16 protein-coding genes are annotated in these 13,711 nt (G+C 47.5%); 15 read left to right on the top strand and 1 reads right to left on the bottom strand.

Features of this window, described 5'->3' with window-relative positions:
- Position 1 precedes the first annotated feature (1 nt).
- The 11 genes from eutL to MCG98_RS17985 all read left to right on the top strand — a co-directional run bounded on the left by eutL (position 2) and on the right by MCG98_RS17985 (position 7,402).
- Positions 2-652 (top strand): ethanolamine utilization microcompartment protein EutL, encoded by a 651-nt coding sequence (gene eutL / locus MCG98_RS18035; protein ID WP_240303238.1) that lies wholly within the window; start codon positions 2-4, stop codon positions 650-652.
- Positions 653-668: 16 nt separating this feature from the next.
- On the top strand, positions 669-1,115 hold the full coding sequence (locus tag MCG98_RS18900; protein ID WP_275891348.1) for a BMC domain-containing protein: 447 nt from the start codon (positions 669-671) through the stop codon (positions 1,113-1,115).
- A gap of 6 nt (positions 1,116-1,121) precedes the next feature.
- On the top strand, positions 1,122-2,597 hold the full coding sequence (locus MCG98_RS18025) for an acetaldehyde dehydrogenase (acetylating) (RefSeq protein WP_240303237.1): 1,476 nt from the start codon (positions 1,122-1,124) through the stop codon (positions 2,595-2,597).
- 15 nt (positions 2,598-2,612) lie between these two features.
- Positions 2,613-2,888: an ethanolamine utilization microcompartment protein EutM gene (gene eutM, locus MCG98_RS18020; RefSeq protein WP_028529092.1), complete on the top strand. Its 276-nt coding sequence runs from the start codon at positions 2,613-2,615 to the stop codon at positions 2,886-2,888.
- A 110-nt stretch (positions 2,889-2,998) separates the two neighbouring features.
- Positions 2,999-3,745, top strand: coding sequence for an ATP-binding protein (locus MCG98_RS18015; RefSeq protein WP_240303236.1), 747 nt, complete (start codon positions 2,999-3,001; stop codon positions 3,743-3,745).
- A 1-nt stretch (position 3,746) separates the two neighbouring features.
- Complete coding sequence (pduL, locus tag MCG98_RS18010; RefSeq protein WP_240303235.1) at positions 3,747-4,367, top strand: phosphate propanoyltransferase; 621 nt, start codon at positions 3,747-3,749, stop codon at positions 4,365-4,367.
- Complete coding sequence (gene eutJ / locus MCG98_RS18005; protein ID WP_240303234.1) at positions 4,357-5,178, top strand: ethanolamine utilization protein EutJ; 822 nt, start codon at positions 4,357-4,359, stop codon at positions 5,176-5,178. The genes pduL and eutJ overlap by 11 nt, the downstream gene beginning before the upstream one ends.
- 12 nt (positions 5,179-5,190) lie before the next feature.
- Positions 5,191-5,445 (top strand): hypothetical protein, encoded by a 255-nt coding sequence (locus tag MCG98_RS18000; RefSeq protein WP_240303233.1) that lies wholly within the window; start codon positions 5,191-5,193, stop codon positions 5,443-5,445.
- The gene (locus tag MCG98_RS17995; RefSeq protein ID WP_240303478.1) at positions 5,442-5,741 is read left to right on the top strand and encodes a EutN/CcmL family microcompartment protein; all 300 of its coding nucleotides are present in this window, start codon (positions 5,442-5,444) and stop codon (positions 5,739-5,741) included. Before MCG98_RS18000 ends, MCG98_RS17995 begins: the two co-directional genes overlap by 4 nt.
- A complete protein-coding gene (locus tag MCG98_RS17990) occupies positions 5,726-6,955 on the top strand; it encodes an ethanolamine utilization protein EutH (protein ID WP_240303232.1) in 1,230 nt (409 codons plus the stop codon). The genes MCG98_RS17995 and MCG98_RS17990 overlap by 16 nt, the downstream gene beginning before the upstream one ends.
- A 9-nt stretch (positions 6,956-6,964) precedes the next feature.
- Complete coding sequence (locus MCG98_RS17985) at positions 6,965-7,402, top strand: cupin domain-containing protein (protein ID WP_240303230.1); 438 nt, start codon at positions 6,965-6,967, stop codon at positions 7,400-7,402.
- On the opposite strand, the gene MCG98_RS17980 is transcribed toward MCG98_RS17985, so the two are convergent.
- Positions 7,397-8,659: a DNA polymerase IV gene (locus tag MCG98_RS17980; RefSeq protein ID WP_240303229.1), complete on the bottom strand. Its 1,263-nt coding sequence runs from the start codon at positions 8,657-8,659 to the stop codon at positions 7,397-7,399. The genes MCG98_RS17985 and MCG98_RS17980 overlap by 6 nt on opposite strands.
- A gap of 120 nt (positions 8,660-8,779) precedes the next feature.
- On the opposite strand from MCG98_RS17980, the gene MCG98_RS17975 reads away from it, so the two are divergent.
- From MCG98_RS17975 to MCG98_RS17960, 4 genes are all read left to right on the top strand, one after another.
- Entirely contained in the window at positions 8,780-9,469 is a 690-nt protein-coding gene (locus MCG98_RS17975; RefSeq protein ID WP_345891698.1) for a GTP pyrophosphokinase family protein, read from the top strand.
- A gap of 63 nt (positions 9,470-9,532) precedes the next feature.
- Entirely contained in the window at positions 9,533-9,904 is a 372-nt protein-coding gene (locus MCG98_RS17970) for a hypothetical protein (RefSeq protein WP_240303228.1), read from the top strand.
- Between the two features lie 157 nt (positions 9,905-10,061).
- Positions 10,062-11,231, top strand: coding sequence for an SAM-dependent methyltransferase (locus MCG98_RS17965; protein WP_240303227.1), 1,170 nt, complete (start codon positions 10,062-10,064; stop codon positions 11,229-11,231).
- Positions 11,228-13,708: a hypothetical protein gene (locus tag MCG98_RS17960; protein ID WP_240303226.1), complete on the top strand. Its 2,481-nt coding sequence runs from the start codon at positions 11,228-11,230 to the stop codon at positions 13,706-13,708. Before MCG98_RS17965 ends, MCG98_RS17960 begins: the two co-directional genes overlap by 4 nt.
- Positions 13,709-13,711: the final 3 nt, after the last annotated feature.

Here is a 13,711-nt window from a genome sequence, read left to right as displayed (position 1 = left end):
GATGAAAGGCGATTTATTGAAAGCAAAGGTACTTGCGGCGAGGGTGATCCCCAATGTAAGTCCTGAACTTGCAAAACAGCTGTCTCTAACAGAGGAGCAGAAAGCTGTGGCACTGCTGACAAGTGACTGCGATGATGTGACATATACAGCACTTGATGAGGCGACCAAAAAAGCGGATGTCTCGGTTGTCTATGCCAAGAGCTTTTATGCGGGGGCGGCTAACGCAAATACCAAACTGGCAGGGGAAGTGATAGGCATTCTTGCCGGACCCACACCGGATGAAGTGAAAAGCGGACTGGAGCAGGCGATGTACACGATAGAACATGAAGCGGCGTTTGTTTCAGCAAATGAGGATGACAGTATTGCATATTATGCCCACTGTGTCTCAAGCACAGGATCATATCTGTCGGAGGGTGCAGGAATCCGAAAAGGGGAAGCGCTGGCATATCTGATAGCGCCGCCGCTGGAATCCCTGTATGGGCTGGATGCAGCTCTGAAGGCGGCAGATGTACGCCTCTGCGTATTATATGCTCCTCCGTCGGAGACGAATTTCGGAGGCGGACTTCTGACAGGAACACAGTCTGCCTGCAAATCTGCGTGTGAGGCATTTGCACAGGCAGTAGAATCAATAGCCGATAATCCAGTCCGATAACCTGCGGAGGTAAAAAATGAAAGCATTAGGCATGATCGAAGTATATGGAATGGTTCCGGCTGTGGAAGCGCTCGACGCAGCACTGAAAGCGGCTGATGTGCATGTGACAGAAGTGAAGCCTGTCAAGGGAGGTCTGGTGACTGTCATGATAAATGGTGATGTTGGGGCTGTCAAAGCTGCGGTCGATGCGGCACAGTCCGCAGCAGCGCGCACCGGGACAGTAAATGCGGTGCATGTTATCGCAAGACCCGCCGGCGGGCTTGAGAAAATATTGGGAGCAGAGACAACTTCTGTGCCGGAGCCGGTACAGGATAATCCGCCGGCCGACAGTTTGCAGCAGCCGGCAAAAGCACAGCCGGCAGATGCACTACAGGCGACAGAGGGGCAGCAGTCTCCGGAAGAAAAGCCTGTTAAAAACAAGACAGTCAGAACGAAGCCGGCACAGGCAAAAGAACAGGAGTGATAACGTATGCAATTGTATGACAAAGACCTTTTGTCGGTACAGGAAGTCCGGGAGCTGGTGGAAAAGGCCAGAGCTGCACAGGAAGAGCTGAGTAAAAAAGATCAGCAGGATGTGGATCGTCTGGTCAGATCCATAGCACACGCGGGGGTGCGTAACGCACAGAGACTGGCAGAAATGGCCCACAATGAAACAGGCTTTGGAGTGACAGCAGATAAGGTGATCAAAAATGTATTTGCAAGTAAGGGTGTCTATGATTATATCAAGGATATGAAAACGATTGGGGAACTGTCCAGGGATAATGAGAAAAAACTTCGGACACTGGCAGTTCCGGTCGGTGTGATTGCCGGGTTGATACCCTCTACAAATCCGACCTCAACAGCACTTTACAAGGCGCTGATATCGGTGAAAGCCGGCAATGCCATTGTGTTTTCACCGCATCCGAATGCTTTGGAATGTATCCTTGAGACGGTGAAAGTCATCCGTCAGGCACTTGCCGAAGCGGGCGGAAATGAAGACCTGGTATCCTGCATCACCATACCGACGATGCAGGCGACCGACAATCTGATGAAGCATCCGGATATCTCGATGATCCTGGCAACAGGGGGCTCGGCGATGGTAAGAGCAGCCTATTCTTCCGGGACACCGGCGATCGGTGTGGGCCCCGGAAATGGTCCGGCATTCATCGAGAAGACAGCAGATTTGAAAACAGCCGTACGCCGTATCCTGGATTCCAAGACATTTGACAACGGAACCATCTGTGCGTCGGAACAGTCGGTGGTATGCACATTTGAGATGGAAGCGGCAGTAAAGGAAGAGATGCAGCGCCAGGGGGCCTATTTTCTGAACGAACAGGAACGGAAAAAACTCGGAGAATTCATCCTGCGTGCAAACGGGACGATGAACCCGATGATCGTAGGACGGGATGTGCAGCATATTGCCAAACTGGCGGGACTCACGATTCCGGAAAATACCCGGGTGATCGTTGCGAAAGAAGACGGTGTCGGACGTGGCCATCCGTACTCGAATGAGAAACTGGCTCCTATCCTTGGATTTTACACAGCCAGCGATTATGTGGAGGTATGTGATCTCTGCAGGGAGATTCTGTACTACGAAGGTGCGGGACACACATTTTCCATCCATACCCAGGATGAAAAAATTGTCGATTATTTTTCCAGACGGATTCCGGTTTCACGGCTTCTGGTGAATACCTCAAGTGCAATCGGAGGAATCGGAGGTTCGACAAATCTGGCGCCTGCCCTGACGCTTGGATGCGGAGCCATCGGCGGAAGTGCCACTTCAGAAAATGTAGGGCCAATGCATCTTTACAACCTGCGCTATGTGGCATATGGAACAAAAGAGATTGATGAGATCAGAGCGGAAGCACCGAAGTGCCCGGAAGGAATCTGCAGTGACTCTGAGGTTTCACGGGAATCAGTGGATGCAATTGTTAAAAAAATCATAGAAAAACTTCAGGCAGTTTGATAAGGAGGAATTATTATGGCAGCAATGCAGGCTTTAGGTATGATTGAGACAAAAGGACTTGTCGCAGCAATTGAGGCGGCTGATGCAATGGTAAAAGCGGCAAATGTTATGCTGATCGGCAAAGAGCACGTTGGAGGCGGACTGGTGACAGTCATGGTTCGCGGAGATGTGGGAGCAGTGAAAGCGGCTACAGATGCGGGCGCAGCGGCAGCAGAGCGCGTGGGAGAGCTGATTTCCCTGCATGTAATCCCAAGGCCACACGAGGAAGTAGAGAGTATCCTTCCCAAATAGTCAAATACCTCGCGGCAAGCTACGGGGTATTTGACCCTCGCGGCAGTCACCAGAGTCAAACAAGCCTGACTTTGGCTCGTTGCCCGCGGGAATAAAGGGAGGTGTTAGACGTGAAAGTATTCACAGAGACAATGGTCCGGGATATGATGAAAACATCCCGGGTCCCGGTATTTCAGGTGCCGGAGGGAAAAATTCTCTCTCCGGCAGCAAAAGAATACCTGCAGCAGCAGAAAGTGGAGATCAGTTATCAGAAGGATGATTCAGCGGCCAGACCGGCAGCTGCAGCGACAGGGTATACGGACTATGAGACGGGTATGAGTTATGCGGCGAAGCCGGAACATATGACACAGCTTACAGGAAATCTGCTGGTACCCAAAAACCACTCCCGCATTATATTCCGCGGAAAACTTGACACACTGGAGGCAACTGTAGTGCTTACCCAGATTCAGCTGGAGGCAGTGCAGGGACCGAAGGAACTGATTGCAGATCTTTCGGATATCATGCGGGTGCTCAGAGAAATGATGAAATGTGATGTGCTGGATGAGCCGTTTAAAAATGACATGATTATTGGCCTGACCCATGCACAGTTAAGAGAACGTTCACATGATCCGCTGAAATTTTACGGGGTAAAGCAGATGATTCCCCCGGACTACAGTCTCGGAGCAGTCCATGCACTGCTGAACCGTCTGCGGACGGCGGTACGGGAGACAGAAACCGCGGCAGCCGGTGCATTTCTGCAGGGCGAACAGGTGATGAGAAAAGATATACTGGAAGAGCTGAACCGCCTGTCAAGCGCCGTGCACATTATGATGTGCAGGTATCTGGGCGGTGGTTATGGAGTGAATAAGGAGGAGTAAGATGGAGCAGACAGTACAGACCGTGCTGGAGGTCATGCAGAAAGAGGGGCTGATACAGGTTGAAGTCTCTGCAAGACATGTACATCTGTGTGAACGGTCAATAAAAGTTTTGTTCGGGCCGGACGCAAAGCTGACACCGAAGCGTGATCTCTCACAGATTGGACAGTATCTTTCAGAGGAAAGAGTCAATTTAATCGGACCAAAAGGAAGAAAAGACAAGATAGCAGTTCTCGGACCGCTGCGGAAGGAAACACAGGTGGAGCTTTCAAAAAGTGACTGTATCTCACTGGGCGTAACTGCTCCGGTTCGTCAGTCGGGGGATACGAAAGATTCCGGTGCGATCACGATCGAAGGTCCTCGCGGGACTCTTGAGATCAAAGAAGGAGTCATCATTGCCCAGAACCATGTACACATGACGCCAGAATCTGCAGGACTTCTGGGCCTTAAGGATAATCAGCACGTGAAAGTTGCCGTTTTTTCTGAACGTCCCATTATCTATGGAGATGTGGTGATCCGTATCAGTGAAAAATTCAGGACCAGAATGCACATTGATTTTGATGAGGCCAATGCCGCATTGATCAGCGGATTTACACTTGGGAGGATCATAGCAGATGAATCCTGATCTGGAACGAATCGATACGTATCTGGAGAAGGTGGAAAAATCAGAGTACGAGGCCATGATCCCTCAGAGTAACGGGCTTAAAGTCGGCGTTGACCTTGGGACAGCATATATTGTCCTGGTTGTGCTGGATGCTCAGAACAATCCGGTCGCATGTGAAAAACAGGCGGCACAGGTACTGCGTGACGGGGTGGTGGTGGACTATACAAAGGCACTGCAGATCGTCAGGGAACTGAAAGAGAAGCTTGAGACCAGGATTTCTCATGCCCTGCAAAACTGTGCTATCGCAATGCCTGCGGACACCGAGAGCAGTGTAAAGACGCATCAGTACGTTGCAGAGGGTGCCGGATTTGAAGTGACTGATGTGTTGGATGAACCGACAGCGGCAAACGCGGTTTACGGTATCAGAGACGGAGTCGTCGCAGATATCGGAGGCGGAACAACGGGAATAGCCGTATTTAAAGATGGAAAAGTTATACATGTTCATGATGAGCCGACTGGCGGAACACATGTATCATTGGTGCTTGCGGGTCATTACCATATGACTTTTGACGAGGCGGAACGTTTTAAGCAGGACGACCGCAATCATGAAGAAGTACTTTCGGTGGTGCATCCGGTCCTGGAAAAAATGGGAGTTATTATCAGACGCGGTGCGGGTACTTACAACCCGGATGCTGTTTACCTGTGCGGCGGAACCTGCTGTCTGACCGGGATCGAAAAAGTGATAGAAAGGGAAACCGGGATTTTAACAGTAAAGCCAAAGCATCCGTTTTTGGTGACCCCGGCGGGAATCGCCATGAACTGCAGGCTGTAAGGAGACGATGTGATGGATTACGACGCACTGATTGATGAGGTCGTAAGAAGAGTTTTGGAACGGCTTCGGGAAGAAAAGAAATGGAAACAGAAAAAAAGGCTGCTCACGGAGCATGATGTGATGGAAGCATACAAAAGCGGAATCACAGAGATCGAGCTGTGTGAAAAGGCACTCGTATCGGAACTCGCAAAAGACTGTGCACGCGAGAAACATGTCGCGCTGATCTGGCCTGGAAAACAAAAAGAAAGGCCGGGTGAGACGTTCTGAAGACGGGAATTGTAATTGGAAATATATGGGCGACCAGAAAAGAAGAACGGCTTCTTGGATACAAACTTCTCCTTGTGAGGCCAATCGACATGACAGACCAGTCCTTAAAAGAAGCACCGATTGTGGTGATCGATACGATCGGTGCCGGAATGGGAGAAACGGTGATATTCGTAAGCGGCAGTTCTGCACGCAGTATGGCGAGAGAAACAGATGCGCCTGTGGACGCTGCGGTCGTCGGTATTGTTGACGGACAGGAAATTGATGAGACGGAGGGAAAAGGATGTTTCAGGAACTAGTGAACCATATTACAGATTTCAGTGTATTTACGGACAGCATAAGAGAATGGGTAACTCACTTATCCATAAACTCCGTCATCATATTTATCATGATGATTTTTATGATTGTGGGTGCGGTGGATAAGATCCGCGGAAATAAACACGGATACGGAGAACAGTTTGATGAAGGATTTATGGCGATGGGACCGCTGGCAATCGCAATGGCTGGTGTGGTAGCCGCAGCTCCGGTTCTTGCCATCCTGCTGAAGCCGATCATCGTACCGCTTTATCAGCTGGTAGGTGCGGATGCCTCCATGTTTGCGACAACACTTCTGGCATGTGACATGGGCGGATACCCGCTTGCCATGCAGCTCGCGGGAAATGATGCGATCGGAAATTTTGCCGGGCTGATCCTGGGAACGATGATGGGACCGACCATCGTCTTTACGATACCGGTCGCGCTGTCCATCATTTCCAAAAAAGACAGGCCTTATCTTGGGGCGGGAGTTCTGGCAGGACTTATCACAGTGCCTATTGGATGTATTGTAGGCGGGCTACTGATGAATCTGACACCGTATAAGATTAATTTACTGACGATTCTGGTGAATCTGATACCGGTTATTATCATTGCCGGTCTGATCGTGATCGGACTGTGGTTTGCTCCCGGGAAAATGATCTCAGGATTTAATAAATTCGGTACTGCAGTGACAGTCATCATTACAATCTTTACGGCAATCGCAGTTTTTGAATATCAGACAGGTATTCATCTTCCGCTGTTTGATATCATGGTGATTCCTGATGCGGACGGTGTTGTTCCGCTGGAGTCAGGCCTTCTCGTCTGCGGACAGATTGCAATCGTGCTGATCGGCGCCTTCCCGATGGTGAAGTGGATCACGAAGACGTTTGGCAGGGCACTGAATAAGATCGGCGGTGCGCTTGGCATGGATGAAACAGGATCCGCCGGTCTGGTGGCGACGCTTGCCAATAATATTGCCATGTTTAATATCATGGGTGAGATGAATCCGAAAGGTAAACTGCTGAATGTTGCATTTGCCGTAGGGGCAGCTTTTGTTTTCGGTGATCATCTCGGATTTACTGCGGGAGTCAATTCAGATATGATTTTTCCGGTCGTTATCGGCAAACTGGCAGCCGGCATTACAGCACTGGTACTTGCCAATATACTGGCACCGAAACTTCTTGCCAAAGTACAGAACAGTGTGAAAGAGACAGCATAGGAGGAGTGTATGAATATCAGTGAACATTTAATACGTGAGATAGTAGAAAAGGTTCTGGCAGAATCGGCAGACGCGGGCAGAGATGAATTTGTCAAAAAGAAAACTCCGGAAGGAGTACTTATGGTAAAAACGGAGACTGTAAAATGTGAGCCATTCGAACAACAGGGTGTAGCGGTCAAAGATATTGTGTCTCTTCATGAAGCGCCCCGAATTGGGGCGGGAATCATGGAGCTGGATCATACAGATTTTGCATGGACTCTGACTTATGATGAATACGATTTTGTGATTGACGGGGTTTTGGAAATTGAAGTCGGCGGGCAGGTGCTCCGTGGGGAAAAAGGAGATATACTCTATATACCAAAAGGAAGTCGGATACATTTCCGGACTCCATCGACAGCGAGGTTTGCATATTTTGTCTATCCTGCGGACTGGCAGACACAGTCATGATTCCTCTTCATTCGTTTCAGAAGGCGGACTCAGAAGGCTTCCACGTGTGACTGCCTTATCACCGAACCGCTTTCTGATACTGTCAAGTGCGGCATCCAGTTTTTTTTGTTTCTCAGAGTCCACAGAGGATTCTGTTGCTGCTATATCCCCGGAATTTTGTATGGGCACCTGAAAATCAAAGATAGACATCTGAGTGGGGGTATCCTCCGGAACCAGTTTTGTGGTGCGGATACCGAGAAGGCGGATGGGAACTCCATTCCAGATTTCGTCAAACAACTGGCAGGCATACCGGTGAAGTATGCCTGTTGTATTTGTAGGTGTCAGCAAAGTAGTCTGGTGGGAGACTGTTTCAAATGTGTGATATTTTATTTCAACACAGACTGATCCGGCGAGCTGACCTGCCTCCCTCAACCTGCCTGAGACGCTGATCGCAAGCGTAAGAAGTACCTTTTTGGCTTCTTCCGCTGTGACAGCGTCTTTTTTCAGTGTTGTAGAATTACCAATCCCTTTGGCATCCTGCGGATTTGCAGTGACCGGACGCCTGTCTATTCCGTTTGCAAACTCCCACATCTGTCTGCCATGGCTCTTGAAATGAGTCATTAAGAATTCTGGATTGGCAGCAGCAAGCTCACCGATCGTGTGGATGCCAAGTTCGTTCAGGCGGGATGCACTTGAGTGTCCGACCATATACAGTTCGCCTACCGGAAGAGGCCACATTTTCTGCGGAATTTCATCTTTCCAAAGGGTATGGACACGGTCGGGTTTCCGAAAGTCACTCGCCATTTTAGCGAGCAGTTTATTGGGAGCTATGCCGATATTGACTGTAAACTTAAGTTCCTCACGGATCCGGTCTTTGATCGTCTGCGCGGCTTCCATGCAGGAAGGAAAACGATGGGCTATGGGGGTATAATAAAGAAAACATTCATCTACGGACAGTTTCTCAATGTCAGAGGTATAGGAGTGCAGAAGCTCCATCAGACGGCGGCTGTACTGACCGTAGAGTGTGTGATCGGGCGGAGCAATCGTGAGCATCGGGCATTTTTTCAGCGCCGCTGCTACCGGTTCTCCGGTTACGATGCCGAATGCTTTTGCGGGAACAGATTTTGCCAGTACGATACCCCGGCGGCTTTTTTCATCGCCCCCGATAATAGATGGAATTGTTCGCAGATCAAGCGTTTCACCATTCTCGAGCATGTGGGCGGAAGTCCAGCTTAAGTAAGCTGAGTTTACATCTATATGGAATATAATGTCAGACACAATCACTCACCTCCTGAGAGCATTTTAGCAAGATCTGTGAAGAGATGTCAAATCTCACGTTTTACTTTTCACCAAAAGTTTATTATAATGGAAGAAAAGTGTACCAAAGGAGAAATTAAGATGAATACGACGGCTGATGAGATGGAACTGGAATGGCTGAAGATGGAAGACCCTGAACGGTTTTCCAAAAAAGCAAAACAGTTTTCAGACGCGATGATGATATATCGATGTGCAATTCGGGAAGTTCAGACGAAGCTCGAGGTTCTTGATGATGAATTTTCTGTGCGTCACAGAAGAAATCCTATCGTTTCTATTAAAACAAGAGTGAAAAAACCTTTGAGCATAGGGCGAAAACTGGAAGTAAACAATCTGCCGTATACTGTGGAGAGTATGATCGAAAATCTTCATGATGTTGCAGGGATACGCGTGATCTGTGCCTTTATCGATGACATTTATCACATTGCCCAGATGCTCTCACAGCAGGATGACATTCGTGTGCTGCGAATTAAGGACTATATAGAGAAACCCAAGCCGAATGGATACCGGAGTTACCACATGATCATAGAAATACCGGTGTTTTTCTCGGACAGGAAACAATATGTGAAAGTGGAAGTTCAGATCCGCACGATGGCAATGGACTTCTGGGCCAGCCTGGAACATCAGATACGCTACAAAAAAGAGATTGCCGGCCAGGAAGATCTGGAAGTCATCAGCAGGGAACTGACGGAGTGTGCGCAGATCATCGCACAGACTGATGTGAGGATGCAGAATATCAAGGAGATGATCGGAGAATTTTCTAAAATAGATTAAAGCAGAGTCTAAATACGAGTATCTGCATATACTATACCAAACAGACTGACAGGAGCAACCCGGATGTTTTACGAAAAACCAAATCCGTTTTTTATGGCATATCCATTTGCCGATACATGGGAGCAGGAGCAAAGACAGGAGAGGGAAGCGCGGTTGATGAAGTCGTTCTACCCGAAAACAACATCTAAAGTGCAGGATACTGTCGAACGGGAATGTGACCGGATGGAATATGAAGGCAGTATGATGTATGATGAGTATCCGGACAAATTTATGATGGAACAGATATGCAAAAGAATTGAAGAAGAGATCTTGGACAGTGAAATTGAGATGCAGGAAAAGAGGAATCCGTGGCTTTCTGACCTGGTTCGTGTGATGTTTTTCAATGAGATGTACCGCAGACGCTGCCGCCATCAGAGATGCCGCAGATATTTTTAATTCTTAACTGTCAGGACGGCTCATCTTCCTGACTGAAAATTCTTTATAAATAGTAGTTGTGGTTTTTTTGCAAAACCATTACAATAATAGGGTGACCGGGGTATGGACTTGTCAATACCGGGTCACTCTCATTATTTTAACGGGGTATAAGATTAATATGGAAGAATTAGAAAAATTACTGATGGAATATGTCAATATAGATTTAAATCAAATGATTTTGAGCAAGGCCAGGGGAAAACAGACAGTCTCCAAAGTCAGAATCCGCCCGGTACTGTTAAAGGAAGAGCTATTTTTTCAGATGACATGCACGGAAGGTGCTAAGGAGCTCCACAGCAACTGTTCGCAGGAGGATACGATAGATGCTGTTCTGAAATGGATGGAGGAACAGTTTGGCCAGCTGCAGCTGCATGCGCGTACTGCCGATGTGACAGCACTGGTCAGTAAAAAAGGGAAACTTACAGTAAAATGCAAAAAACATACACCGGTACAGCAGCAGAACAGAAATCTTGCACATAACCGTGTGAAGGACTACATTCTCCCGGCTGGCAGACCAGTTGATTTTCTGGTCGATCTGGGAGTAATGAAACCGGATGGACAGATTGTTACCAAAAGATATGATAAATTTCGCCAGATCAACCGTTTTCTGGAGTTTATTGAGGACATCATTCCCAGACTGGACAAAAACCGTGAATTGACAATCTTGGATTTTGGTTGTGGGAAGTCCTATCTGACATTTGCAATGTATTATTATCTTCATATTGTTAAACAATATGAAATACAGATCATCGGCCTGGATCTGAAGGCAGATGTGATCGAGCACTGCAATCATCTTGCAAAAAAATACGGATATGACAAATTACAGTTTTATGTGGGAGATATTGCCTCCTTTGACAGGAATGAACCGGTTGATATGGTAGTGACGCTGCATGCGTGTGACACTGCCACAGACTATGCACTTGCAAAAGCGGTTGCCTGGAATGCGTCCGTGATTCTGTCTGTGCCATGCTGCCAGCATGAACTTAACGGACAGATACATAACGAGATCCTGGAGCCGGTGCTGTCATATGGAATCTTAAAAGAACGGATAGCAGCTCTGATCACGGATGGACTGCGGGCAGGTATGCTGGAAGAACAGGGGTATGAGACACAAATCCTGGAATTCATTGATATGGAACATACGCCGAAAAATCTGCTGATCCGGGCAGTGAAAACAAATCGTCCGGCAGACAGAGATAAGGCGCTGGAGGCATGTATGCAGTCTTTACATGCGGAGCCGACACTTAAGAAATTATTATATGACCAGGAACATCCGGGAGGAGCCGAATGAAAAGAAGTTTATTAAAGGGACTGATTCTGGGTACAATTTTTGTATTTTCAATCATTCTCTTTTCTAATATATTAAATAAAGATGTATCGGAGGAGACAGGGAAAATGGGGGAACCCACTCTGCCGGTACTTTACATGGAACTTGCGGACATGCTGGTAAATCCCATGTATGGATATCACGAGGAGATGCAGCCGCAGTATTACCGCGAGAGCATCACGCCACTCACAACGAAGAGGGAACTTTCGGTGACGGTCAATACTTACGGAAATGATATCAAAAGCATTTCTTATAAAGTGATGAGTGCGGATGGGTCAGAGACGGTTGAAAATGGGAAGATTGGTAAACTGACCAAAGAGGACCAGTATGTAACGGCTGATTTTAAGCTCGAAAACCGAATTTTGATGAACCAGGAATATCTGCTCTGTTTCCAGGTTGACTGCGGGGAAGAAGAGCCAGTATATTACTACACGCGCATCGTACAGCGGGCGGGGCTGAATGTGAGCCAGTATCTGGAATTTGTCAGGGATTTCTATGAAAAGTGTTTCAATAAAGAGACGGCAAGAGATCTCACGAGATATTTAGAACCGGATGAGACTGTTACAAATTCAAGTTATACAAAAATCAATATCCACTCCAGTTTTGACCAGCTGACCTGGGGAACACTTGCCCCCAAACTGTGGCGAAAAGCAGTTCCGACTATACGTGAAATAAACGAAACGACATGCACGATCGTTCAGAGTTATGAAATGACTGCAAAAGATACGGAGGACAATACGGAATATTATAATGTTGATGAATATTATCGTATGAGATATTCGCAGTCCAGGGTGATGCTGCTGGACTTTGAGCGCAGTGCACAGGAAATTTTTGACGGATCGCTTCCGGTATTGACGAAACAGGGGATCAATCTGGGAATCGTTGATGCTCAGATTCAGTATATGTCTAACCAGAATGCAGATATTATTGCATTCGTGCAGGAAGGAGAACTGTGGTCTTACAACCGCAGTGCAAATAAAGCAGCCCATGTGTTTGGTTTCAGAGGTACAGAACATGCAGAGAATGCAGATGAACGTAAGAGCAATTCCCAGCATGATATAAAGATTATCCGGGTTGAGGAGTCCGGCGACCTTGATTTTGTGGTTTATGGTTATATGAATTGCGGGGATCATGAAGGCTATACCGGAGTGAGCGTATATCATTACAGTGCAGAACGCAATGTTTCAGAGGAGCAGGTGTTTATACCGAGCACAATGTCATATGATTTCTTAAAGGACGATGTAGAAAAACTAAGTTACGTAAATCAGGATGATCAGCTTTATTTACTGCTGGAAAACAGTCTCTTCCACGTTGATATCCAGGAGAAAACGTATGATACAATACTGGAAGACATTTCTCCGGACTGTATGGTCGTCTCAAAGTCTCAGGCTTCTGTAGCGTGGATGGATCAGATGCAGGAATACGCTTCATCGAGTCTGACGGTAATGGATCTTAACAGCGGAGAACAGCGTGTGGAAGAAGCAGGGAGCAAAGAGAAGATACAGGCACTTGGATTTATCAATGAGGATCTGATCTATGGACTTGCAAGAGATGAAGATATCGTGACCGATGCCGCAGGCAATACAACATTTGCCATGCATAACGTCAGGATTCAAAATTTCAGAGGTGAAATTGTCAAAGAATATCAACAGGATGGAACCTGGGTAAGCGCCGCGGTATTTCAGGAGGGACTTGTTGAACTGAAACGCGTACAGTGGCAGGAGAATGCCTATGTGGCGGTGACGAGCGAAAATATCATGAATAATTTACAGACAAGTGAAGAAACTGTTAGTATTCACCTGAGTGTCAGCAGCAGGAAGGGGACACAGGTGGCACTCGATTTCAGCAAAAGTGCGAAAAGTAAGGCGATGCTGGTGGTGGAGACTGAATATGTGATCCCAAAGAACAGCACATCCATGGCACTTGAGATACCAGAGGCAAATCAACAGCTGTATTACATTTATGCAAAAGGAGCTTTTTACGGCGCGGCAACCAAGAGTAATCTCGCGATCATGACGGCAAATGACCAGGCCGGTGTGGTCTTAAACAGTGATCAGCAATATGTCTGGGAACGTGGAAACAGAAAAGATAAGGTTCAGATTTCCACAGAGGAGATTCCGGAATCTGTACTGTCGGGAACGCTGGATGAAAATGCTCTTGCTGACGCACTGGGAGGGGACTATACGGCATTGAATATGACCGGATGTACTCTGGAGAGTGTGCTGTATCAGGTGAGCGAAGGTCGTGCCGTTGTGGCACTCACGCCGACGGGAGAAAGTGTTGTGATCATAGGATATGATATCTATAATACGATTCTATATAATCCGGCGACACAGGAGACATATTATTATGGAATGAATGACAGCACTACGCTGTTTGAGAGTGCCGGAAATGTTTTCCTGGGCTATATGGAAACACTGGCAGCGAGAACCGGAAAATAGTAA

Origin of the sequence: Ruminococcus sp. OA3 (genome assembly GCF_022440845.1) — a bacterium.
Lineage (GTDB): Bacteria > Bacillota > Clostridia > Lachnospirales > Lachnospiraceae > Ruminococcus_G.
The sequence above is the reverse complement of the archived record's forward strand: the minus strand, read 5'-3'. Positions and strand labels throughout refer to the sequence as shown.

Bases quoted from the DNA above. Each gene is read 5' to 3' on its own strand.
- eutL (WP_240303238.1), top strand. From the start codon at position 2: ATGAAAGGCGATTTATTGAAAGCAAAGGTACTTGCGGCGAGGGTGATC.
- pduL (WP_240303235.1), top strand. From the start codon at position 3,747: ATGGAGCAGACAGTACAGACCGTGCTGGAGGTCATGCAGAAAGAGGGG.
- MCG98_RS18000 (WP_240303233.1), top strand. From the start codon at position 5,191: ATGGATTACGACGCACTGATTGATGAGGTCGTAAGAAGAGTTTTGGAA.
- eutM (WP_028529092.1), top strand. From the start codon at position 2,613: ATGGCAGCAATGCAGGCTTTAGGTATGATTGAGACAAAAGGACTTGTC.
- MCG98_RS17990 (WP_240303232.1), top strand. From the start codon at position 5,726: ATGTTTCAGGAACTAGTGAACCATATTACAGATTTCAGTGTATTTACG.
- MCG98_RS17965 (WP_240303227.1), top strand. From the start codon at position 10,062: ATGGAAGAATTAGAAAAATTACTGATGGAATATGTCAATATAGATTTA.
- MCG98_RS18025 (WP_240303237.1), top strand. From the start codon at position 1,122: ATGCAATTGTATGACAAAGACCTTTTGTCGGTACAGGAAGTCCGGGAG.
- MCG98_RS18900 (WP_275891348.1), top strand. From the start codon at position 669: ATGAAAGCATTAGGCATGATCGAAGTATATGGAATGGTTCCGGCTGTG.
- eutJ (WP_240303234.1), top strand. From the start codon at position 4,357: ATGAATCCTGATCTGGAACGAATCGATACGTATCTGGAGAAGGTGGAA.
- MCG98_RS17960 (WP_240303226.1), top strand. From the start codon at position 11,228: ATGAAAAGAAGTTTATTAAAGGGACTGATTCTGGGTACAATTTTTGTA.
- MCG98_RS17975 (WP_345891698.1), top strand. From the start codon at position 8,780: ATGAATACGACGGCTGATGAGATGGAACTGGAATGGCTGAAGATGGAA.
- MCG98_RS17970 (WP_240303228.1), top strand. From the start codon at position 9,533: ATGTTTTACGAAAAACCAAATCCGTTTTTTATGGCATATCCATTTGCC.
- MCG98_RS17985 (WP_240303230.1), top strand. From the start codon at position 6,965: ATGAATATCAGTGAACATTTAATACGTGAGATAGTAGAAAAGGTTCTG.